Below are 23142 nucleotides of genomic sequence, written 5' to 3' on the forward strand. Positions count from 1 at the left end.
TTATTGAATTATTAAAAATATTTACGGGGGCATAGGCTTATTTTGAAAATGAGAACCTGCCCTAACAACACAAAAGGTCTAAGCAAATAGCTCAGACCTTTTTCTAATTTAAAAAACCCTGTGTCTACCTCCTAAAAATCAACGCTAACGTCGAACACATAAGTACGACCAGGTTCATTGAACGTACGTGCACCTGCGTTCGTAGCGGTACCCTCACGATAAACACCCTCATCAAATAAGTTTTTGATACCAGCACCAACAGTAATCGCTTTTGTCAGATCATAGCGAGTGCTCACATTGGCAATGGCATACGGTTCGCGATCAAGCAACGGGTCACCACTATCTTCTCCAGTCGTAACTGAAATCGTAGGGGCTTCAATCGTGCCATAGTAGCTCACATCAAAGTCGGCATTCCAGCGAGGCGTAATATCCCAATCCACACCCGTGTTCACAGTGAACTTAGGAATGAGCGATAATGGCTCGCCATTGTCTTTTCGCTCTGAGCGGATGTTACCGGTGATATTGGTAGACCACGAAACATTGTCAGTGACTGGTACTTGTACAAAACCTTCTAAACCTTCGACAATTGCTTCACCTTGATTGTCCCATTGAAAGATAGAACGATTTGTCGCTGGATCTACCGCCACACGATCTGTACCAGCGCCAATGCGGTTATCATAGGCATTGTGGTAATAAGTCAAGCCTGCATTCAGTCCAGTGCCATCATCATAAGTAAAGGTGATCTCTTTATTCCAAGATGTCTCATTTTCTAGGTCAGGGTTCCCTAATACATGGCAACCTCTTTCATCAGCAGGTACCCAAGATGGACAACCATTGCCACCAGTATAGTAAATATAGTTTGGATCAAGCTGATATAATGAAGGGGCTTTAAACGCACGACTGACGCCGCCTTTCACTGACCAATCAGGACTAAAGTGCCAAGTAGTATTGATACTAGGCGACCAATTACTACCAGCCTCGCTATGATAGTCGAAGCGTAGACCTGGAGTCACATACCAGTCAGGTGTGATCTCGTAGTTATCTTCTAAATAAGCACCGATCAGGTAGGCATCCGAGGTTGGATCACGCTGTTCAGGGTCGGTCTCTACATCACCAAAATCAAAACCCTCTGCAAATGCCAAATCAGATACCACAGGGTTATCCAGCTTCTCGCCGCGAAACTCTGCACCAGCAGTCAAGGTATGACGATCAAAGTAAATATCCCATTCTGATTTAGCATTCAGCGTATCATAAGTCGCCTCTGTCCATTTAAAATCCTCGCCGTCGTCAGGTAGGACAATCTGTCCTTCGCCACCACCCGCACTACCTTCACCCAAGCGCTCATTAATTGTCCGAGTATACTCTACAAAACTGTTACTACTAGCGTCATCATATTCACCTCGGTGCGTGATCGCCGCACCATAGCGTTGCATTTTGCTCGTTGTTTCGCCGTCTAATTCGTCTATTAACGTTTCATTCACTGATTGGAACAACGAGTCACCCGCCCAGCGGTTTTCTTGACGGCTATAATTTACTTCAAAACCGACAGTATTTATCGCATCCATCGCGTATTCGAACAATTGACGTACATCGATATTTTCGACACCTTCAGTACCTGCCGCTACCGAGGCAGCCGGACCACTGCGCCCATCAACAATCTGTGCATCTTTGGCATTGATATAAGGATCATCGCCTTCACTATCGTGATAACCAAGAGTGGTACGCGAGGACAGCTTATCTGTCAAGGCACCTGCCATATTGATATTGGTACGCCAGCTACTGCCTTCTAGATCGCTCTCTGGTGCCTCATAGTGACCACTGATAGAAAACTCTGGCTCAGTCGGGCTCTTAGTAATGATATTTACCACGCCGCCCATACTACCAGAGCCATAACGGGCTGCTGCTGGACCACGCAATACTTCGATGCTTTCGATAGCGCCTGGTGGTACCCACTGCGAGTCACCACGCGTGTCTTGCTCACTCCCACGACTAGGTCGTGAGGAATTGCGAGAAGTGACAGGACGACCGTCAATTAAGATAAGTGTATTATTTGGCCCCATACCACGCAAATCAATTTGACGTTGGTTACCACGCTGACCTGACGTTGATGAACCCGACAAATTCACACCTGGCATCTTACGTACAATTTCCGAGATATCATTAGAAACTGATGCTTTTTCGATGGCTTCTTCACTAATAATAGACAGCCCTGCTGCTTGTTCTAGCTCGTCCCTTGCTGCCCGCACCACAATTGTATCCAATGTAGCTGTAGGCACAGCTTCTTGGTCGGTCGCCCCTTGCACAGCTACCTCATCACCCTCGGCAGCAAAAGCAGTACTACTAAGAATAGAAGTCACAGCGATACTTAGTAAAAGCTTACCAGTCACGACGCGTTGAAGTTTTTTTGGAGAAGTGATGACTGAGAAATCAGAGCAACCTGATTGGTTTGACATAAGTAATATTCCTTGAAGCGCACAATTTCGTTAATACCTGTTTATCTCATCGTCAGTGAATGGTTTTAGCCACTTTTTATGCAATGCTTCGGATGCATTCTCGGTGCAAGTACACATAAATAAACGTCTAAAATTGACATACGATTGTCGGATAGACGTGTCCGTAAATATATGTGTTATAAAAACATGACTAAAATATCGCCAAGAGGCTTAGCTATTGAGAGTAAACGAATAAGGGTATGTACTGAGTAGGGTTAAAAGTTTGATGACGCTGTAACTGTCATTAGTCAACGAATTAAATATTTAGTTTAAAAAGTCTCTATAAATGGAATAGAGCAAAGGGCCATTAACTGTTCTGTAATGAACGAAACACACTTTAGCAAGATACATATAAGAATGCAAACATTAATGATAATAATTATCATTAATGTTTGCATTCTTATATGTGGTTCAGTTAACGGTTTAATGGATGCTCAATATATTTATAGAAATGCCTGTTAGTTTCAGTTGTATAAGCGCTACACTGTCAAACCTTATCGATATTTCCAATATGATAATTCGGCCAGTTAAAAACATTATGCGTCAGCTTCAGAATTTCGACGTTTGATTACTCTATGCCCGTATTCATTCACAATCATTTCCTGATAATTTGAAAGATATAAATGAGCTTCGATGATAGCTCGCTGTTGTTTAGAGTATTGGCATAGTGCTCGCATACGACTCGCATACGATTTAACTCATATGCTATTTATACGGTAGCTTCACCTTCTACCAAACGAGCAACTTAACATCTACTCTTAGATAAATCGCACTCTCAAAAATCTCGTAAAAAAAGCCAGCTCCCGTATAAGACAGCTGACTTTATAAGTACGATTAGACTTAAATTCGATAAGCTAGATTAGAACTGATAAGTTAAAGACGTTTTGATATTACGTCCCATTTCAAAATCAGTATAGGCATCATCGATAGAGTTACGTGACGCATGGCTTGCATAAGTCTCATCAAAGATGTTGTATACACCTAGCGTGGCCTTCAAACCTTGGATTTGAGTTGGCGTGTAAGTCATGAAGATATCGTGCACATCATAGCCTGGTTTTTCGTTGTCATCACCAGCGGTATTCGGTGTCACATCGGCGACATAAGTACTGCGCCAGCCAAGCTCAGTAGTATTGGTTGGAGCGTAACCCAAGTTGACCATGTACTTATCGCCAGACTCAGAGCCACTGCCACTGACAGAAGAGATATTGTAACCTGTATCTTCGCCTTTGCTACGTGCACGAGCATAGCTTAGACCCATGTTGAAGTTATCTGCGCGATAATCGGCTGATAGCTCTACACCTTTGATTTTGAAATCTTCATCATTATTGATGACACCTTGGCAGGCTTCAGGGGCAGCACTTGTACCTAGTTGCCCAGTTGTGCAATTCATGCCAGTTCTACTACCACCTGCACGTACAAACTCAATATAGTTTTCGATATTGGTTTCAAAGTACTTAGCACTTAATTTTAAAGAGTCATCAGCCATAGTCAGACCACGCAGCGTTGTAGCAATACCGACTTCTGCATTGTCACCTTCTTCTGCTTTTAGGTCATTGTTCACATACGTATCAGCGCCATCAGTGTTAAAAATCGTTTGGCTAAGATCTGGACCATTAAATAACTGAGTATAGCTTGCAAATAGCTGGGTGCGCGGTGCAATCTCATAGCTAGCAGCCAATGCGCCAACGACATTGTCATAAGTCTTGCCAGCTGATACATACTCTGGAGACTCATAACGGTCATAACGGATGCCTGGCGTTAAGCTAAGCTTACCCATTTGCCATTGGTCTTCTAGATACACAGAAGTATTGGTTGCTTCATCTGTACCAGCAACTGGTATAGTTGTACCTCGTTGAACACTGCTATAGTCAGATTCTTTTTTGTAATGCTCAACTCCAGCGATTAACTTATGAACCCCTGGCACACCGTTGATGATACTGCTATCAACAATACTGGTGTTTTGTACTTTTGCGCCTGTGGTTTGGACTTCTGCATCAAACTCAAACCCAGGTACGCCATCAGAGTTACGCAAAATCTGCGTGCTGGTCTGATATACATTGGCATCTACATTGACCAATTGGTTGGCAGGACTATATGCGTAGTCAAGCGCATAGGTATCGCGTTTGACTTCCTGCGGGATGATTGGGTTCCAGCCACCAGCAGGAAAATCTGGACGTAATGGGAACTTGCCTTTGTTTTCGGTACGGCTAAAGCTAGCCCCTACATGATGATCACTACCGACATAAGCACCAGCTTTTAATAGGATGTTTTCGCCTTCGCTGTCTTCCGTTTGGATTTTACGGCCTTTACCGTCTTCACCAGCGTCCGCATTGCGTTTACCATAATAAGCTAGCAAATCAACATTTTCTGTTGGCGCACCATACACAGTGGCTGAAGTTAGCAGTTCATCATTGTTGCTAGCATAACCTGTATGTAGCTTAGCACCTACCTTTTGACCTGGCTTAAGTAAATCTGCCGCGTCGACTGTCTCAAAAGCAACCGCACCGCCGATGGCATCATTGCCTAGCGTTACTGAGTTATTGCCCACTGATACTTCTGCTTGTTTTAGCAGATCTGGATCAATAGTGACATCACCCATATGGTAGAACAACGCGCCTTCTTGACGTGCGCCATCAATTGTTACTTTTAGATTGGTATCATCAAGACCGCGTACACGAATACGTTGGTTGACTGATGAAGTACCACCCACGCTTACTCCTGGTACAACGTCCAGAAAATCGCTCAAATGGCTGGCTTGTGCAGCTGGGGTGTAGTCATCTATGTAGACAGAGTCTTCTTGTACAGCGTCACGTACTGAGCTATTTGCTGTTACAGTGATAGTCTGCAATGTCGTGTTTGGCATATCTGCTGCCGTTGCGGCACTGGCCGCTTGCGTCCACAATACAGCGGCGACACCGATAGACAATACTGTCAATTGACTAGATAACTTTACTTCGCGCATAACACATTTACTCACTTTGTTTACTGTCAGAAATTAGAATTTTTAGAATTATTTTTAAAGGCTATCGTCAAACAACCTTTAAAATAGTGCCCACCAGAAGATTAAATACCTTAAAACACTTAACTCATCGTGCGAATAACATGATTAATGTTAATGATAATAATTAGCGTTTAAATAATGAGAGGCATAATAACTAAGTATTAACAATTTGGCAATAATTAATATCATACATTCTCAATTCTAGTGCTTAGTATGCCAAGGAAACACAGCAACGCTTGGTACCAACTATAAATATGCTATCAAATATGACAATGACTACGAGTTGAATCTGTATAAACAAGGCTTAAAAATCATCACTTCTACAGCAGCCTGCTATTAACTCAACTTATCACTTGTATTTCTTGTACTACTGTACTAGAATACTGAAACAAGATGGTTCTCAGCGAAAAATCGCTCAACAAGCGACCTATCTATTTTCTTTGGCTAAGATGACCTATTATGACTACCGATCCTTATCAGAGCTTAGTGAAACATTTGACCAACTGTACTGATAGCGCAGATATCGAAAAGCTGCTCAGTGCCTTGCTGACCGATAAAGAACAGCATGACATCGCCAATCGTATTCGCATTTTTGACTTGCTAGATCGTGGCATCACCCAACGTGATATCTCTGAGCAGCTAGGCGTTGGTATCGCCACTGTCTCTCGTGGTGCCAAGGCCAAGCAAAGCCATGATGTCAGCGCGTTACTGGCCACTCATAGAGACCGCTCTTAGCCTCTGACGACGATACTATCTAGCTTTTTACTGACGACTCCCACACTTATTAATCAACAATTATTAATCAACACATATTTGAACCATTTCGGACTTTGTTATGACCTCTAGTACTCGCACACAGACCAACCCTGCTCCTATCGATATTCCGAGCAAACCACAACGCATCAAACTGACGCAAGATATCGATTTTTTTGCATTATTCAAGCGTATCGAAAGCGCGTTTGATACCTGCTATTTACTCGAATCATTGGGCGAAGACAGCCACATCTCGCGCCATCATGCGATCGGCTTTGATCCTGTGACGACTATCGCAGCCTTAGACCGCAACACGCTTGCTATTACCGACAATAAAACTGCTGAAACAAGCTGCTATCAAACCGACAACCCTTATCAACTGCTGCGTGACATAACACCGCAGCATGTCATTGCCCGCGATCAAAGCGGTGGTCTGGTCGGGTATTTGGGTTATGACTGCGTGAACTTCTTTGAACCTAGCCTCAATGCAAAAGCCAGTGAAGACTTTGAACCATTTAAGTTTGGCGTGTATTTAGATGGATTGACCCTAGATAAGATGACTGGGGAAATCTTCTACTTTTATTACCCAACCGCTCAACAAGAAAACCGCATCGAGCAAATCAAAGCCCTACTCGATGAGCCAACGCCTAGCTATGAAGCGCCTAAAGTTGAATTTTTGGGCGATGGTATGAGCCAAGAGGAGCATGCCAATGTCGTCATGCAAGTCAAAGAAGACATCATCGCTGGGCGTATCTTTCAGTGTGAGGTAGGTTTTAAGTCTAAATATCGTATCGCTGGTGACAAGATGCCGATTTATGAAAAACTGCGCGCTGTCAATCCATCACCGCACATGTATTTTATGAAATTTGCGCAGCAGTGCATCATTGGCGCTTCTCCTGAGCTGCTATTCCGCTTGCGTCAGGGTGAAATGGAAACCTATCCGCTTGCAGGGACTGCCAAGCGAGGTGCGGACGTAATCGAGGACCGTAAGCTTGCCCGCGCCTTGCTCAACGATGATAAAGAAATTGCCGAGCACAATATGTTGGTCGACCTACATCGTAATGATATTGGCCGTGTGGCACGTTTTGGTACGGTAAAAGTACGTAGCTTGATGGATATCAAACGCTTCTCTCACGTGCAGCATATTTCTTCTGAAATCGTTGGTATCTTGCATCCTAACGAAGACATGTTTAGTGCCCTTGCTAGCAACTTCCCTGCTGGGACGCTATCAGGCGCACCTAAAGTAGAAGCCATTAAAGTGATTAATGAGCTAGAGCCAGATGGTCGCGGTGCTTACGGTGGTGCATTAGGCTCGTTCAATTTCAATGGTGATTGTATCTTTGCCATTCCTATTCGCAGTCTGTTTATCAATGGCGAGTCTGCCTACGCCCAAACTTGCGGCGGTAACGTTTACGACTCAAACCCAGCCGATGAATACTTAGAGATTCAGCGCAAACTATCGGCGATGAAAGTCGTGTTAGACAGCTTCATGCAATCATAACGGATACCAAACGTACTGCATAAATTGACCATATTTTACCTAGCACTATTTTTACAAAAGAGTTTATAACCCATGAATGTTTTAATTATCGATAACTACGACTCGTTTACCTTTAATCTCTACCAATATGTAGGCGAGATTCTCCAAACCTTAGACAGTGATAAAGAAGCTAGCGTCATCGTTAAGCGCAATAACGAAATTACCTTAGCAAACGTAGAAGCGATGAATCTTGATAGAATCATTATCTCACCTGGCCCTGGCTCCCCTGACGATCCCGCATACTTTGGCATCTGTGCAGAGGTGATCGGGACACTGGGCAAAACGGTGCCGCTATTAGGCGTCTGCCTAGGTATGCAAGGCATTGCTCATGTGTTCGGTGGTGACGTGGTACGCGCCAGTGTACCGATGCATGGCAAAGTCTCATCAATTCGCCATGATAACTCAGGTATCTATCAAGGCTTGCCACAAGAGCTTGAGATCATGCGCTATCACTCACTGGTGGTAAAAGCCGACACCATCCCAAGCTGTCTGACAATTACCTCGGTAGTCGCTAATGACAACCGTGCTGAATTGAGCTTTGCTGAGTCAGCATTGACTGGTGATGAGATTATGGGACTGGCGCACAAAGAGTACCCAATCCAAGGCGTACAGTTTCATCCTGAGTCGTTTGCCACTGAAGGTGCTAAGCGTTTGCTGAGTAACTTTTTATTGCAGGTGTAAACCTATATGTCCGTCTCCATGTCTAGCTCAAGCCTAAATACATCCAGCTTACTCGGACGTACTGTGTTGCTCTTGAGCTTAACGCTAATGACATCTGTCAGTTCGGCTGTAGCTCCTGTACAGGCAAACTTTACAATGGGCATGGACATCCAAGGTCAACGTCTTAACCTTTATGAGAGCTGTGCAGAAGGAAGCGTTACTTGCAACAATATGCTACTGGTCGCTCCCGATTTAGGACGGCTATTGCAGACAACACCAGAACCTAGTAAGTCGCCCTACGCTGTTAAATACTACTCTGCGGAAACCAAGCATAGCTTATGTAAAGATGGCGTGACCCCGTGTCGATTTCAGGGTTATACCTTTGAGGGCGAAGATTTTGACGGGTTTATAGATACATCAAACCATGAGATATCTATAAGAAGTAAATGGACAGTCGATACCTATAGTGCCGCCTACAAAGAAAACACAACTTATCTACCATTAGCATCACAAGCTGTTCTGATTGATCAGATATATAACACGTCTGATAAAGCATTGAATGAAAGCTATAGAGTAACGCGAAATGAAGTCAGACGCCTGTACGGTGAGGATATGGCGGCTGATCTTAAAAAAGAGCAGACTCAGTGGATAAAGCAGCGCTCAAAAAATTGCGGAGCCGATACGGATCATCTGCCAAGAACCCAAGTGGAAAAAGTGTGCTTTATTCAGCGAAATGCTCTCCGAGAGCAAACATTCTTTTTATGGATTGATTAACAAAGACTATAGAAATAAAAAAGTGATGCGAACACAAATATGATATGAGTTAATGATTCGATATTGTTTAGGTTATTTAGTAAACGCTAGCCATTTTTTAGCCATTTAAATAACTATTGATGGAATTTAGCATACGCCCTAGTAGTCATTTATTATCTTTTAATGATAGACTCAAAATAATAAACAAAAGACAGCCTTTAATTAGGTTGTCTTTTCTTATTTCAGTATTGCTTGGAGAGATTGTATCAATAGCAATCTTAAAAAACCTTGTGTCACTTAGAGCGTAAGAAGAAAACAGTATGGCAAACATCGACAACGGAATGACGACGCACTCTCATCAATCATGGCTAGGCACCATTCAAATCATCACGGCAGCCGTTTGCTGGGGTACGTTGGGTATATTCTCGACTTACCTCAACCAAATTGGCTTTAGTGGTTGGCAGGTAACGATATTACGCATTGTCACGGCGGCCTTTATTATTTTAGCCATGCTACCAAAACTGTGGCCACACCTCATCAAATTGCAGCCAAAGCAATGGCTTGGACTGGCGATGCAGTCTTTGATAGGCGTACTTGGTATGTCGGTTTGCTATTTTTTTGCGGTTAGTTATGTCGGTGCTGGCCCTGCCGTTGCCTTACTCTATACCGCGCCTGTATTTAGTTTATTGTTCTCGAAGTTCTTACTGAGTGAGTCCATCACTCGTAAATCAGTGTTGCTAGCCCTAATGGCAGTGTTTGGTGTGGGATTGACCATGTTAGGTGAACAAGCAAAAGTTAACTGGGGGATTTTACTCGGTCTATCAGCAGGGATGTGTTATTCGTTATATGGCGTATTGGGCAAGCGCGCGATGCATTACGCTCACCCTGCCCCTTTGGTATTTTTCACTTCCATTATCATTAGTGCTGGCGTACTACTGCTCTTGCCTGAGACCTATAACACTTATGATCAGTTATTGAGTCTGCCCTTAATGACTTGGGGCTATGTTTTAGGATTGTCATTATTGGGAACCGTCGTACCATTTGGGCTATATATGAAGGCATTGGAAAAGCTGCCTGCCACTCGTGCATCGGTATTTACGATTTTTGAGCCATTGACTGCGATTGCGCTCGCGATGCTGTTACTGCATCAATCTTTGTCTTGGATTCAATATCTAGGCGTGGCACTTATCTTGCTAGCAGCTTTATTAAATGCTGTATTAAATGGTACCGCCACTCGCGTACCTCGCTGGTTAAAACAACGACAAAAAGTATAGTTTACTGTCTTCCCATCTGAGATATATCCCATTTATTTCGATAAAAAAAAGCCCCAACCATGGCATCATGATTGGGGCTTTTTGTTTTATTACTTACGCAAAAACAAACGTTTTTACTGCTCAATACGTTGCAAAAATGCCTGCGTACGAGGATGCTTTGAGTCTTCAAACAGCTGCTTGGCACTGCCTTCTTCGACGACATGACCATCTTCAATCAGTACAACATGATCGGCAACGTCGCGGGCAAAGTTGATTTCGTGAGTTACCACGACCATCGTCCAACCTTCAGAGGCTAGCTGCTTCATCGTCTCAAGCACATCCTGTACCAACTCTGGATCAAGCGCAGAGGTTGGCTCATCAAACAGTAATAGCGACGGCTCAATAGCAAGCGCACGGGCAATACCAATACGCTGCTGTTGACCACCAGATAGCTGAAATGGATAGAGATCTGCTTTGTCCGACAGTCCAACTTTCTCAAGTAGTACCAATGCCTGCTCACGGGCTTGCGCTTTGCTTTGCCCTTGTACGACCGTAGGCCCAAGCATCAAGTTTTCAATGGCTGTCTTATGTGGAAACAAGTTATAAGACTGAAACACCATACCTGACTTACGCTGTAAAGCTAGTAGCGTTTTTTTGCTTGGCTTAGTGGCAAAGTCGACGCTCAAGCTATCGTCATCAAAAGCAATCACACCTTGATCAGGAATCTCTAGCGCATTTAAACAACGCAAAAAGGTGGTTTTACCCGATCCTGAAGGTCCTAATATTACGACTACTTTGCCCTTATTGATGGTCAAGTCGATGCCTTTTAGCACCTGGTTGCCACCGAAGGCTTTATGAATATTAGTGACTTTGATCATAAAAATTCCTGTTGTGCTAGGGCGTGTCTATTGAGCCATAATTTATTTTACTACGTAGCTTATTTTGCTACATAACGGTCTAGCCGAGTTTCAAGCTTGCCTTGGATAAAGGTCAAGAACAGACAGATACCCCAGTAGATAATCGCCGCTTCTGTATAGACCAGCATAAACTCATAGTTACGAGCTGTGATAATCTGCGCTTGTTTGAATAGCTCAGTGACCAGTACCAATGAGGCAAGTGAGGTATCTTTTACCAGACTGATAAAGGTATTGGACAACGGCGGCACCGATACTCGAAGCGCCTGCGGTAAAATCACATGACGAAACGTCTGTAGATACGTCAAGCCAACCGTCGATCCTGCTTCCCACTGCCCTTTTGGTATTGACAAAATCGAAGCACGCACTGTCTCCGATGCATAAGCACCGATGTTCAATGAGAATGCAATAATCGCTGAGGGAAAGGGATCAAGCTTCACCCCGACACTTGGCAGACCATAGAAAATAATAAACAGCTGAACCAGCATCGGTGTACCGCGAATCGCGGACACATAGACGCGAGCGAGCCGATAGATGATTTCATGGAACCAAGTGGCACGCGGAATGATACGAATCAATGCCACTGTCAGTGCAATGGCCATACCGATCGCAAATGAGATCAATGCCAGCGGTATCGAATAATAGATACCGCCTTTGAGCATTGGCCAAAACGACGAGATGACAATCTGCGCTCGATCAGGACTCATAAATGGCAATACGGCCAATAAGTCCGCGAACCATGATGTAGACATTACAGAAGCTGACATGATAGAAACTGACATTATTTTTGTTGACTTATATCAGCACCAAAGAACTGTTCGCTAAGCTTAGTTAGCGTACCTTCAGCCGCCAATTCAGCCATTGCTTCATCTAATTTAGCTACAACTTCATCATCACCTTTGATAAGCACTAGGCCTGAACCACGTAACTCGCTAGCAGGTGCAGTTAGCTTAATCTCAAGATCAGAATCTGGGAACTTTTTGAGATAATCCAATACCGCTAGATTGTCATTCATCGTAAAGTCAGCGCGATCTTGCTTTACTAATTGAATCGCTTGCGCCATACCATCGACAGGAACGATCTCTGCACCATAACGCTCTGCAAGCTCACCGTAGTTACTGCTAAGTGATTGCGCCGTACGTAGGCCTTTTAGACCTTCCCACGAGCTATAACGGTTGTCATCAGTAGGTGCCAATACAACCGCACCTGACCAACTATAAGCCATTGCTTTGTCATATTTTGCTTTACGCTCAGGCGTGGTCAAACTAACTTGGTTAGCCACCATATCAAAACGTTTTGAATCCAAACCTGCCAGCATCGCATCCCATTGGGTTTCTTTAAACTCAACGTCTACACCTAGTTTATCCGCCACTGCACGCGTTACTTCGACATCATAACCCGTTAGTTTGCCGCTCTCATCATGATACGTGAACGGAGGATAAGTACCCTCTGTACCGACGTTGATAGTGCCGCCGTTGTTGATACGTTGTAGTAAATCAGAACCGCCTGTTGCAGCGCTGTCAGTTGCACTGGTATCGGCTTCGTTGGTAGTAGATTGACCACAAGCAGCAAGGAACATAGTGCTGGCGGCAAGGGCTAAAAGAGTACGACGTTTCATAAGACGTCCTTATAAGAGTGAATGAATAAAGTAAAAACGCATAATGCTAATAAAATATACGGTGCTAATAAATAGGACAAGCCGACACAGAAGAACAATATAAGCTCTTCTATGATATTCGGCTTTGGTTGCCCGATTTGAGGTTATTCGGGCTATTTTTCAATACTGTTTCTATATTATATTTTAATTTTTAACGATTGTTCAAATATTCTGACGAGTTTAATTAGCGCCAATTGCTATCTTATTAAATAGCAACTTATGGATATAGTATCTCACTTTAGACAGAAAAACGTACAAAATCAGTGAGCATACGTAAGCTATAGACAGTTCAATATAATTTCGATACAAGCAAACCGAATGCAAGTTATACATTAGTATGCTTAGCGAGGATGACCATGTAGCGGATTTATATAGGCTTGACTATATCTGCTATAACTCGCCTGAGAACTGATAGCGATCACCCGCATGCCACATCTTTACAAAGGTAACGACTTGGCCAGCCGAATAGGTCTGCCGACGCAACACAAGCGTTGGTGACTGCGGCGCAATTTGCAAAAACTCAGCAATCTCATCAGGGGCTGCCAATGCTCGGATGGTATAGCTTCCACTCTCTAGAGGACTTTTGGCAATCAAGTAATCACTGGTATTGACTACACTAAAATCCTGATCGATAAATTTTGGCACTTTTTTGGCATCGACCCAGCGTTCTTCAAACTGTATGGGCTGACCATCGGCAAAGTGAATGATTTTTACTTCATACAGGACAGCTTCATCACTAGCATCTGTCTGAGCAATCGCGTTTACAGACGTAGCCCCTTCATCAATTATAGCCCCTTCATCAATACCAAACTTACGACGCAGCTCATTATCGAGCATATCAGCCGTAATAGCACGCTTACTCACGACCTGTGCCTCATAGTCGCGATTGGCCGACTTTAAATCCTCAGCGATGTTGCGTACCTCAACAAAGGTATGATTAAACTGCTGCTGCGCGACAAACGTGCCCGACCCTTGTCGACGCTCTAACACCCGCTCCTCGCTCAGCTCTTTTAGCGCACGGTTGACCGTCATTCGTGACACACCAAACTCTTCAGCCAATGCCATTTCTGTCGAAATCGCGTTGCCCGCTTGCCACTTACCAGAATGAATATTGTCTAGTATGGCGTTTTTTATGCGTTGATACGCCGGAATCGTCTTTGTCATATCCGCCTTGACCGTCAGTTTTGCTAATAGGAATGACCACATAATATCACGAGACCATCACGCAAGCCTTAGTCAAAATGTCTGAGCGTTCAGTATTGACTAGGGCACTTTTCAACTCACTCGGTGTTATCTAAATCGACTGAGTGAATAACAAAAATAATCAGCTCATGAAAAAAAACCTTGCATGAAAAAAGTATCTTTGATAATTTGTATATACAACTTTACAGAAGTGCTAGAAAATTTGTTTTATCGATTCGATATTTTTATGAATTTAGATGAATGCTTAGTAGATAAATACCTAGGCTGACTGTAAGACACTTACTTTGATGACTTTATCGCCCTATTCGCTATCACAAGGATATGATCATGACTACTGACAATGGAACCAACAAAGAGACTAAGCTGACTCGCCGTGATGAGAGCCGTAATATTGCTGCGCCTACTGGTAGCACGCTACATTGCAAAAGCTGGCTGACCGAAGCACCTTATCGTATGCTGCAAAACAACCTGCATCCTGATGTGGCAGAAAACCCAAAAAGCCTGGTCGTCTACGGTGGTATCGGACGCGCAGCCCGTAACTGGGAAAGCTATGATCAAATCTTAGAATCACTAAAAGAATTAGAAGATGATGAGACGTTGCTAGTACAGTCTGGTAAACCAGTCGGCGTGTTTCAAACACACGAAAACGCACCGCGTGTCTTGATTGCCAACTCCAACCTTGTACCGCGCTGGGCAACGTGGGAGCACTTCAACGAGTTGGATCGCAAAGACCTGTTTATGTACGGTCAGATGACTGCAGGTAGCTGGATTTATATCGGCACGCAAGGCATCGTCCAAGGTACGTATGAGACTTTTGTGGAAGCGGGTCGTCAGCATTATGACGGTAGCTGGGCGGGTCGTTGGATTTTGACCGCGGGTCTTGGCGGTATGGGCGGCGCGCAGCCACTAGCCGCGACTTTTGCAGGTGCGACTTCGTTAAACATCGAGTGTCAGCAGTCTAGTATCGATTTCCGCTTACGTACTGGTTATGTCGATAAGCAAGCAGATGATCTTGACCACGCTTATGAGTTAATCAAACAACATACCGATGCGGGTGAAGCCGTCTCTATCGCCCTACTTGGCAATGCCGCAGATATCTTACCCGAGATGGTCAAGCGTGCTAACGATGGTGGCATGAAGCCTGATTTGGTCACCGATCAAACCTCAGCACATGACTTGATCAATGGCTATCTACCAAGCGGCTGGACGGTAGAGGAATGGAAAGCCGCCCAAGAAGATCCAGAGCAACATGCCGCACTGACCAAAGCCGCTGCTCAGTCTTGTGCCGTACACGTCCAAGCGATTTTAGACTTGCAAGCGATGGACATTCCAGCGACTGATTACGGTAACAACATCCGTCAGGTCGCTTTTGATGAAGGCGTTAAAGATGCCTTTAACTTCCCAGGTTTTGTCCCTGCATATATTCGTCCGCTGTTTTGCCAAGGCAAAGGCCCATTCCGCTGGGTAGCGTTATCAGGTGATCCAGAAGATATCTATAAGACTGATCAAAAAATTAAAGAACTATTCCCTGAAAACAAACATATTCATCGTTGGTTAGATATGGCAAAAGAGCGCATTCAGTTCCAAGGCTTGCCTGCGCGTATCTGCTGGTTAGGGCTTGGTGAGCGTGATAAAGCAGGTTTAGCATTTAATGAAATGGTCAAAAACGGTGAGCTAAAAGGTCCTATCGTCATTGGTCGTGACCATTTGGATACGGGCTCTGTTGCCAGTCCAAACCGCGAAACCGAGAGCATGAGAGATGGCTCAGACGCCGTATCTGATTGGGCACTATTAAACGGCATGCTGAACGTGGCAGGCGGTGCGACGTGGGTATCGCTGCATCATGGCGGCGGCGTTGGCATGGGCTACTCACAGCACTCAGGTATGGTCATTGTCGTAGACGGTACAGACGCCGCAGCCAAAAGATTGTCACGCGTGTTAGTCAATGACTGCGGTTCAGGCGTCATGCGTCATGCCGATGCAGGTTATGAGCTGGCGATTAAAACAGCGAAAGACTATGGTTTAAATCTGCCAATGATTAAATAGTTTGTCCCTTGTTCTTATGAGCAATGAATTACCATAAGGACATAATCGGCGTCTTATCAAGGAGGATAATATGATTGAGCAAAATACGACATCTAGTCTAAACGATGAAATTACAACGACATCATCGAAAAAACTACTATCAACCCCTATCGCATTAATACAGCTGATCCTATTCAGTGCGATCGGTTTAGTGATGTTTTTTGTGCCATTTACCATTGGTGAGAAAAGTACGATTTTGTTCGATCATGGCGCGACCTATCTGGTCACTCAGCAGCATACTCTGTCTGTAGCGCTGTTGTTTTTACTCATGCTATATGGCGTGAGTAAGCCATTCATCGATGGCTCGTGGCGTACAAATATCACTCACATGATTATGACTACTTTTAAAGTCATTGGTCTGATGTTGGCAGTGATGTATGTGGCTGACCTTGCACCTGCCTTTATGATGGAAAAGGACATGCTCCCATTTTTGTTTGAAAAGTTGGCCTTACCAGTCGGTATGATTGTACCGCTTGGGGCGCTGATTTTGGCATTCTTGGTTGGCTTCGGCTTACTAGAAATGGTTGGTGTACTCATGCAGCCAATTATGAAACCTATTTGGAAAACACCAGGTTCATCAGCGATTGATGCCGTTGCTTCCTTTGTCGGTAGCTACTCTATTGGCTTGCTCATCACCAATCGCGTGTACTTGCAAAAGCAATACTCAGCGCGTGAAGCTATTATCATTGCGACTGGGTTTTCGACTGTATCAGCGGCGTTTATGGTGATTGTTGCCAAAACGCTTGGTCTAATGGAATTTTGGAACGTGTTCTTTTGGTCTACGCTAGTAATTACCTTTATTGTCACTGCGATTACAGCTCGTATTCCACCTATCAGTCTCTTTGATGATCATGTCGAACGTCCCGCTTTAGATCATAAAGGTGGTACACGGTTAGCAGCAGCATTTGATTTAGGCTTGTCTACTTCGCGCCGTGCCACTGACCTCAAACAAATCTTATGGTCTAACTTTCGCGACGGTCTAACGATGGCAGCCGCCATTGTGCCATCTATCATCGCGGTCGGCTTAACTGGATTGCTATTGGCAAAATATACGCCCGTATTTGATGCGTTGGGCTTGCTTCTTTATCCCTTTACATGGCTTGGCGGCTTACCAGAGCCGCTCGTCGCTGCCAAAGGTATGTCAGCCGGATTGGCTGAAATGTTCTTGCCAGCGTTGTTATTGAGTGAAGCAGATATTCTGACACGCTATGTCGCAGGGGTCATTTCCATTAGCAGTGTGCTGTTCTTTTCAGCCATGATTCCATGCGTGCTTGCCACCGAGATTCCTATCTCTGTTGGCAAAATGGTCGTCATTTGGTTCGAGCGCGTGGTACTCAGTATTTTATTGGCTGCAGCCTTTGGACAGCTAGCTATGCACCTCAATTGGATTGGTTAGAAAATTCAAACCCAATAATAGATATTTCGTTGATTAAAAACCTTTTAACAACTTCATTTTAATAAAGATACTAGGGCGTGTCCTCAATTCAAACGAGGTTAACGCTGTAATACTTTTATAGTGGAATGACTATATGACTTACAACACTAGGATTACCCCTATGAACGACATCAAACAACTAACCCTATACCCTCGCCAGCTTAGCTTTAAAATGCTACGTGATATCTACGAGCAGCCTGTCATATTGACATTACCTGAGAGTGCTTATGAAGCGATAGATGCCTCACATGAAGATGTGCGCACCATCATTGCACGAGATAAAAGTGCATATGGTATCAATACCGGTTTTGGCCTATTGGCAAAGACGCGTATCAGTGACGACCAACTTGAGCTACTTCAGCGCAACCTAATCGTTTCTCATTCTGTGGGTACTGGTGAAGCTCTCCCTGCAGGCGTGGTACGACTGATTATGGTGATGAAAGTAGCCAGTTTGGCGCAAGGTGTCTCTGGCGTACGTCGCGAGGTGGTAGATAGTTTACTTGCCTTAATCAACAATCAAATCACACCCAATATCCCAGCCAAAGGGTCAGTTGGTGCATCTGGTGACTTAGCTCCGTTGTCACACATGACGCTGGCAATGATGGGCGAAGGTGATGTCTTTGTTGACGGTAAAAAAGTGCCTGCCGCTGATGCCCTAGCGCAGCATGGACTTAAGCCAATTACCCTTGCAGCCAAAGAAGGCCTTGCACTAATCAATGGTACGCAGGTATCAACCGCGCTGGCATTACGGGGTTATTTCTTAGCGCGTGATTTACTTGAGACAGCAACCATCGTCGGCTCGATGTCGATTGATGCTGCCAAAGGATCAGACTCACCGTTTGATGCGCGTATTCACGAAGTACGTGGCCATCATGGTCAAATAGAAATCGCTAAGGCACATCGTCAGCTAATCAAAGGCAGCGCTATTCGTGCTTCACACGATGGCGAGCAAGACGATAGAGTGCAAGATCCTTACTGCCTGCGTTGTCAGCCACAGGTCATGGGTGCCTGTCTTGATATCATCAATCAAGCAGGGAAAACGCTGCTAATCGAATCTAATGCGGTAACAGACAATCCACTTATTTTCAACAACGAAGATGGTCCTGTCGCCATATCAGGTGGTAACTTCCATGCTGAGCCAGTCGCTTTTGCCGCTGATATTTTAGCCTTGGCAATCGCTGAGATTGGCTCTATGTCTGAGCGCCGTGTCGCTTTGCTAATCGATGCGACTCTATCAGGTGGTCTGCCGCCATTCTTGGTTGATAATGCTGGGGTAAACTCAGGCTTTATGATTGCGCATGTAACCGCCGCAGCACTGGCTTCAGAAAACAAATCTATCGCCCATCCTGGTAGCGTCGATAGTATCCCGACTTCTGCCAACCAAGAAGATCATGTGTCTATGGCCACCTATTGCGCACGCCGCCTATACGAGATGGCGCAAAACACCGCCACCATCATCGGTATTGAGCTACTGGCTGCTGGTCAAGGTATCGACTTCCATCGCGGACTCGAGACATCAGAGCCGTTGACAGTGGCGCATCAAAAGCTACGCGAGAAAGTCACGTTCTATGATAAAGATCGTTACTTAGCCCCAGATATCGAGGCAGCCAAACAGTTAGTACTAGACGGTACACTTGCTCAGCATTGGCAAGAACTGCGTAGCGACTGGTACGAGTCTAAGTAACGGTTAACTGGTTAAAGGAGAGCAATGATGACAGTAGCAACCATACCCATTAGCCATACACCTGCTGATATGACTCAGTGGACAGGCCGTGCTGAGCCGTTTGAGACTGCACGCGCCCGCTACTGGTATCAGCTCGCCCAGCCTTATGAGCAGCAGCATATTGGGCTGGTTGGTTTTGCGTGTGACCAAGGGGTCAGACGCAATCAAGGGCGCGTGGGTGCAAGAGCAGCACCACCTTTGATTCGTCGCGCGTTCGCTGCATTGCCAGTCATTGCCGAGTTGCAACAACGCTTTGATGGTCAGCTGTCATCCTTATTAGGTGATGCTGGCGACATTCATTGTGATGATAATGATGGCTTTGCCGACAGCTCTCTTGAGCAAGCTCAGCTCAAATATGCCAATGCAGTGAGTGCAATCGTCAAGCAAGGTGGTCTACCCATCGGACTTGGTGGCGGTCATGCCGTCGCTTATGGTAGCTTTTTGGGATTATGGCAGGCCTTAGAAAATACGAACAATGCCAATGTCACGCCTACTATCGGCATTATTAATTTTGATGCTCATCTTGATATTCGTCAGTCTGATGTTGCGACCTCTGGGACGCCGTTTCGCCAGATTGCCGAGCACCTTGACGCACACGATCAACCCTTCCATTATTACTGTATCGGCGTCAGTCGGTTTTCTAATACGGCAGCACTCTTTGATCGCGCTGAGCAATTGGGCGTACAGGTCATCAGTGATGAAGACTGTCATTATGAGCCTTGGAACACACTTGCTAAGCAGGTCAAAAGCTTTATAGATCAGGTCGATATCGTGTATTTAACCATCGATATGGACTGTTTGCCATCTAGTATTGTCCCAGGAGTGAGCGCACCTGCCGCCTTTGGTATCGAGTTAGGCTTTGTTGAGCGTATGGTTAAACTCATTATGGCATCAGGCAAAGTAAAAATGGCAGACATTGCTGAGATCAATCCTACCTTTGATATTGATAGTCGTAGCTGCAAAGTTGCTGCTCGCTTACTAGCGACTATTGTAAAACAGCATTTAATTATCACTTAAACACATTAGCCTCCCAATAATTTAGGAGCATATTATGAATAAATCAAAGAACTCCGTATTGAAAAATCCTATAGAAAAAACGCTCGACGAATCTACTATGACATCATTTGACCACATCATTATTAACGCCAATATCGCCACCTTTTCAGCGCATTATGGTTTTGGTATTGATACAAGTGATGACAAAAATGAGCACGCTGATAGCGTCCCATACGGTCAGTTAGAGAACGCGGCTATCGGTATTAAAGACGGCAAAATTGCTTGGCTTGGGGCACATGACGAAATCACTGCGCATCTGCCTCATTATGAAGAGAATCAAGTCACAGATGTCGATGGTAAATGGATAACCCCAGGGCTTATCGATTGTCATACCCATATCGTCTATGGCGGCAATCGTAGCAATGAATTCGAAGCGCGTTTGCAAGGTGCCAGTTACCAAGACATTGCTGCACAAGGCGGCGGTATTGTCGCGACCGTTAGTGCCACCCGCGAGGCCAGTATTGAGACACTATTTGCCCAAAGTGAAAAACGTTTAGTCGCCCTCATTAAAGAAGGCGTCACCAGCATCGAAATCAAGTCGGGCTATGGCTTGGACTTAGATACTGAGCGCAAAATGCTCACGGTCGCTCGCCAGCTTGGTGAAAAGCACGACATTCATGTAAGCACCACTTACCTAGCGGCGCATGCCCTACCTACTGAGTACAAAGACCGTGCGGACGACTATATTGAGCAAGTTTGCAAGTGGCTGCCAATTCTGTATGCAGAAGGTTTAGTCGATGCAGTCGATGGCTTCTGTGAAAATATCGCCTTTAGTACAGAACAAATCAGACGAGTCTTTGAAGTAGCTCGCTCATTGGATCTACCAGTCAAACTGCACTCTGAGCAGCTGTCTGATATAGGTGGTAGTGCTTTGGTTGCTGAATATAATGGCCTATCGAGCGATCATCTAGAGCACTTGTCAGAGGAAGACATCAAAAAAATGGTGGCTAGCAATACCGTTGCAGTGATATTGCCAGGAGCATTTTATACGCTACGTGACACTAAGCCACCACCGATTGAAGCCTTACGTAAACATCAAGTTCCTATGGCAATTTCGACTGATTGCAACCCTGGCACCTCACCGTTAACGTCGCTGTTATTGACGATGAATATGGGCTGCACGCTTTTTTACCTCACCCCTGAAGAAGTACTGGCAGGCTCGACTGTTTATGCAGCACAAGCGTTAGGACTATCTAACAAAGGCAGAATAGAAGTGGGCTGCGATGCTGATTTAGCGCTATGGGATATCGCTCGTCCCGCTGACTTGGCCTATCAGATGGGCTTAAACCCTATCAAAGGTATCATGGTTCAAGGACAATGGCGCGAGACACTGTAATCAACCTACCTTTATTTATCGTCATTAGAAAAGCCCCAATCATTGAGTGATTGGGGCTTTTTTAATAACAATGTTGCAAATTTTATGAAATTGAAGAAAAAAAACTTCATAACCTTACTTTAAATAGGGATTTTCTATATCAATATTATTAGTAAGGATTTATAATACCCTTTTTTAAACAGGGTTATTTTTGGCTAACTATAGTTCATAAATAAAAATTAACAAACAGTATAGAGAAAGCGATATGCGTACAGATTCATTTCAGCAGATATTGGAAGACTTAAACAGTTCATCAGCAGATGTTGAAGCATCTGCGCTAATCTCTAACGATGGTCTTATGATTGCTTCAGCTCTACCAACTGGCGTGGATGAAGATCGCGTGGGTGCTATGTCAGCAGCATTATTATCGTTAGGTGACCGTGCAGGACGAGAGTTGGCACGCGGTAGTATCGATCGCATTATGATTCAAGGCGAGAAAGGCTACGTCATCATGACCTCATCAGGCGATGAAGCAGTACTCACCATCATGGCAAAACCCAATGCCAAGCTTGGCTTGATATTCCTAGATATTAAGCGTGCCTCAGAAGCGTTGGCAAAGCTCATTTGATTAGCGACTGCTTATCGAATTTATTAGCTTTTAATTACTATAAACATAGTTGGTTCAATATAATTTGAATATAAGAAAACCGAGTGAAAGTACTACAAGTAGTAGGCTAAGCAAGGCTGACACCGTATCCAATTTATAGAGGATTGACGATATAACGATCAATAAAGGAGATGACCATGGGTTCTCCAATCCCTGATGCACACAAACCCGATATGCCTGCTGAGCAAATCACGATGACTTATCATGATGGCACCTCACGGACTGTCTATGATACTGGTATAGAGCGCCCCTACCCAGATGGCAAACTGATTGTCTCGCGTACCAATCTCGACGGTATCATCACTCACGTCAACGATGCCTTTATCGAAATCAGTGGCTATCATGTAGATGAATTGATTGGCCAACAGCACTATATTTTGCGTCATCCTGATATGCCAAAAGCCGCCTATAAAGACTTATGGAGTACTGCTGAGTCTGGACAAAAATGGCATGGCTATGTCAAAAACTTATGCAAAGACGGCAGTCATTATTGGGTCTATGCAACCGTCGTACCTAACGTGCGTCGCGGCGAAACCGTCGGCTACACCTCGGTACGACGCAAACCATCACGCAGCAAAATTGAAGCAGCGATGACTCAATATGCCCAAATGAAACAAGATGAGGAATGCTAAGTC

General features: G+C 44.6%; 18 protein-coding genes. 12 read left to right on the forward strand and 6 right to left on the reverse strand.

The features are described from left to right. Positions 1-131 precede the first annotated feature (131 nt). Both AK824_RS10170 and AK824_RS10175 read right to left on the reverse strand, forming a co-directional pair. A complete protein-coding gene (locus AK824_RS10170; protein WP_057761238.1) occupies positions 132-2453 on the reverse strand; it encodes a FepA family TonB-dependent siderophore receptor in 2322 nt (773 codons plus the stop codon). 898 nt (positions 2454-3351) lie between these two features. After that, the gene (locus AK824_RS10175) at positions 3352-5454 is read right to left on the reverse strand and encodes a TonB-dependent receptor domain-containing protein (protein ID WP_057761240.1); all 2103 of its coding nucleotides are present in this window, start codon (positions 5452-5454) and stop codon (positions 3352-3354) included. Positions 5455-5952: 498 nt separating this feature from the next. Between AK824_RS10175 and AK824_RS10180 the strand changes: the two genes are divergently transcribed. The 5 genes from AK824_RS10180 (at position 5953) to AK824_RS10200 (ending at position 10473) form a co-directional block, all read left to right on the forward strand. Next, a complete protein-coding gene (locus tag AK824_RS10180) occupies positions 5953-6228 on the forward strand; it encodes a Trp family transcriptional regulator (protein ID WP_057761242.1) in 276 nt (91 codons plus the stop codon). A gap of 100 nt (positions 6229-6328) precedes the next feature. Continuing rightward, positions 6329-7747 (forward strand): anthranilate synthase component I family protein, encoded by a 1419-nt coding sequence (locus AK824_RS10185; RefSeq protein ID WP_057761244.1) that lies wholly within the window; start codon positions 6329-6331, stop codon positions 7745-7747. A 72-nt stretch (positions 7748-7819) separates the two neighbouring features. Continuing rightward, complete coding sequence (locus AK824_RS10190) at positions 7820-8467, forward strand: anthranilate synthase component II (protein ID WP_057761245.1); 648 nt, start codon at positions 7820-7822, stop codon at positions 8465-8467. Positions 8468-8473: 6 nt separating this feature from the next. Next, positions 8474-9220, forward strand: a complete 747-nt coding sequence (locus tag AK824_RS10195) for a lysozyme inhibitor LprI family protein (protein ID WP_082624631.1) — start codon at positions 8474-8476, stop codon at positions 9218-9220. 299 nt (positions 9221-9519) lie between these two features. Next, positions 9520-10473 carry a DMT family transporter gene (locus AK824_RS10200; RefSeq protein ID WP_057761249.1) on the forward strand — a complete coding sequence of 318 codons (954 nt, stop codon included), beginning with the start codon at positions 9520-9522 and terminating at the stop codon, positions 10471-10473. Positions 10474-10586: 113 nt separating this feature from the next. Here the strand turns inward: AK824_RS10200 and AK824_RS10205 are convergent, their stop codons facing one another. The 4 genes from AK824_RS10205 to AK824_RS10220 form a co-directional block, all read right to left on the reverse strand. Further along, the gene (locus AK824_RS10205; protein WP_057761251.1) at positions 10587-11330 is read right to left on the reverse strand and encodes an amino acid ABC transporter ATP-binding protein; all 744 of its coding nucleotides are present in this window, start codon (positions 11328-11330) and stop codon (positions 10587-10589) included. Positions 11331-11389: 59 nt separating this feature from the next. Beyond that, positions 11390-12073 (reverse strand): amino acid ABC transporter permease, encoded by a 684-nt coding sequence (locus AK824_RS10210; protein WP_179797881.1) that lies wholly within the window; start codon positions 12071-12073, stop codon positions 11390-11392. 74 nt (positions 12074-12147) lie between these two features. Next, positions 12148-12984, reverse strand: a complete 837-nt coding sequence (locus AK824_RS10215) for an amino acid ABC transporter substrate-binding protein (protein ID WP_057761253.1) — start codon at positions 12982-12984, stop codon at positions 12148-12150. A 429-nt stretch (positions 12985-13413) separates the two neighbouring features. Continuing rightward, the gene (locus AK824_RS10220; RefSeq protein WP_057762592.1) at positions 13414-14187 is read right to left on the reverse strand and encodes a UTRA domain-containing protein; all 774 of its coding nucleotides are present in this window, start codon (positions 14185-14187) and stop codon (positions 13414-13416) included. 366 nt (positions 14188-14553) lie between these two features. Between AK824_RS10220 and hutU the strand changes: the two genes are divergently transcribed. The 7 genes from hutU (at position 14554) to AK824_RS10255 (ending at position 23139) form a co-directional block, all read left to right on the forward strand. Then, positions 14554-16272, forward strand: coding sequence for a urocanate hydratase (gene hutU, locus AK824_RS10225; protein WP_057761255.1), 1719 nt, complete (start codon positions 14554-14556; stop codon positions 16270-16272). Positions 16273-16342: 70 nt separating this feature from the next. Beyond that, complete coding sequence (locus tag AK824_RS10230; RefSeq protein ID WP_057761257.1) at positions 16343-17707, forward strand: YjiH family protein; 1365 nt, start codon at positions 16343-16345, stop codon at positions 17705-17707. Between the two features lie 160 nt (positions 17708-17867). Beyond that, positions 17868-19430: a histidine ammonia-lyase gene (gene hutH, locus AK824_RS10235; protein WP_057761259.1), complete on the forward strand. Its 1563-nt coding sequence runs from the start codon at positions 17868-17870 to the stop codon at positions 19428-19430. Positions 19431-19454: 24 nt separating this feature from the next. Further along, the gene (hutG, locus tag AK824_RS10240; protein ID WP_227511160.1) at positions 19455-20486 is read left to right on the forward strand and encodes a formimidoylglutamase; all 1032 of its coding nucleotides are present in this window, start codon (positions 19455-19457) and stop codon (positions 20484-20486) included. 97 nt (positions 20487-20583) lie between these two features. Continuing rightward, positions 20584-21861 (forward strand): imidazolonepropionase, encoded by a 1278-nt coding sequence (gene hutI, locus AK824_RS10245; protein WP_413772221.1) that lies wholly within the window; start codon positions 20584-20586, stop codon positions 21859-21861. A 244-nt stretch (positions 21862-22105) separates the two neighbouring features. Continuing rightward, a complete protein-coding gene (locus AK824_RS10250; protein WP_010201036.1) occupies positions 22106-22468 on the forward strand; it encodes a roadblock/LC7 domain-containing protein in 363 nt (120 codons plus the stop codon). A 176-nt stretch (positions 22469-22644) separates the two neighbouring features. Beyond that, positions 22645-23139 carry a PAS domain-containing protein gene (locus tag AK824_RS10255; RefSeq protein WP_057761264.1) on the forward strand — a complete coding sequence of 165 codons (495 nt, stop codon included), beginning with the start codon at positions 22645-22647 and terminating at the stop codon, positions 23137-23139. Positions 23140-23142 lie beyond the last annotated feature (3 nt).

This window comes from Psychrobacter sp. P11G3 (genome assembly GCF_001435845.1).
Lineage (GTDB): Bacteria > Pseudomonadota > Gammaproteobacteria > Pseudomonadales > Moraxellaceae > Psychrobacter.

What these genes read in the sequence shown, in the direction of transcription:
- AK824_RS10175 (WP_057761240.1), bottom strand. Translation starts at nt 5,454, where the DNA reads ATGCGCGAAGTAAAGTTATCTAGTCAATTGACAGTATTGTCTATCGGT.
- AK824_RS10215 (WP_057761253.1), bottom strand. Translation starts at nt 12,984, where the DNA reads ATGAAACGTCGTACTCTTTTAGCCCTTGCCGCCAGCACTATGTTCCTT.
- AK824_RS10170 (WP_057761238.1), bottom strand. Translation starts at nt 2,453, where the DNA reads ATGTCAAACCAATCAGGTTGCTCTGATTTCTCAGTCATCACTTCTCCA.
- AK824_RS10205 (WP_057761251.1), bottom strand. Translation starts at nt 11,330, where the DNA reads ATGATCAAAGTCACTAATATTCATAAAGCCTTCGGTGGCAACCAGGTG.
- AK824_RS10185 (WP_057761244.1), top strand. Translation starts at nt 6,329, where the DNA reads ATGACCTCTAGTACTCGCACACAGACCAACCCTGCTCCTATCGATATT.
- AK824_RS10210 (WP_179797881.1), bottom strand. Translation starts at nt 12,073, where the DNA reads ATGAGTCCTGATCGAGCGCAGATTGTCATCTCGTCGTTTTGGCCAATG.
- AK824_RS10180 (WP_057761242.1), top strand. Translation starts at nt 5,953, where the DNA reads ATGACTACCGATCCTTATCAGAGCTTAGTGAAACATTTGACCAACTGT.
- AK824_RS10250 (WP_010201036.1), top strand. Translation starts at nt 22,106, where the DNA reads ATGCGTACAGATTCATTTCAGCAGATATTGGAAGACTTAAACAGTTCA.
- AK824_RS10220 (WP_057762592.1), bottom strand. Translation starts at nt 14,187, where the DNA reads ATGACAAAGACGATTCCGGCGTATCAACGCATAAAAAACGCCATACTA.
- AK824_RS10200 (WP_057761249.1), top strand. Translation starts at nt 9,520, where the DNA reads ATGGCAAACATCGACAACGGAATGACGACGCACTCTCATCAATCATGG.
- hutG (WP_227511160.1), top strand. Translation starts at nt 19,455, where the DNA reads ATGATGACAGTAGCAACCATACCCATTAGCCATACACCTGCTGATATG.
- AK824_RS10230 (WP_057761257.1), top strand. Translation starts at nt 16,343, where the DNA reads ATGATTGAGCAAAATACGACATCTAGTCTAAACGATGAAATTACAACG.
- AK824_RS10195 (WP_082624631.1), top strand. Translation starts at nt 8,474, where the DNA reads ATGTCCGTCTCCATGTCTAGCTCAAGCCTAAATACATCCAGCTTACTC.
- hutI (WP_413772221.1), top strand. Translation starts at nt 20,584, where the DNA reads ATGACATCATTTGACCACATCATTATTAACGCCAATATCGCCACCTTT.
- AK824_RS10255 (WP_057761264.1), top strand. Translation starts at nt 22,645, where the DNA reads ATGGGTTCTCCAATCCCTGATGCACACAAACCCGATATGCCTGCTGAG.
- hutH (WP_057761259.1), top strand. Translation starts at nt 17,868, where the DNA reads ATGAACGACATCAAACAACTAACCCTATACCCTCGCCAGCTTAGCTTT.
- AK824_RS10190 (WP_057761245.1), top strand. Translation starts at nt 7,820, where the DNA reads ATGAATGTTTTAATTATCGATAACTACGACTCGTTTACCTTTAATCTC.
- hutU (WP_057761255.1), top strand. Translation starts at nt 14,554, where the DNA reads ATGACTACTGACAATGGAACCAACAAAGAGACTAAGCTGACTCGCCGT.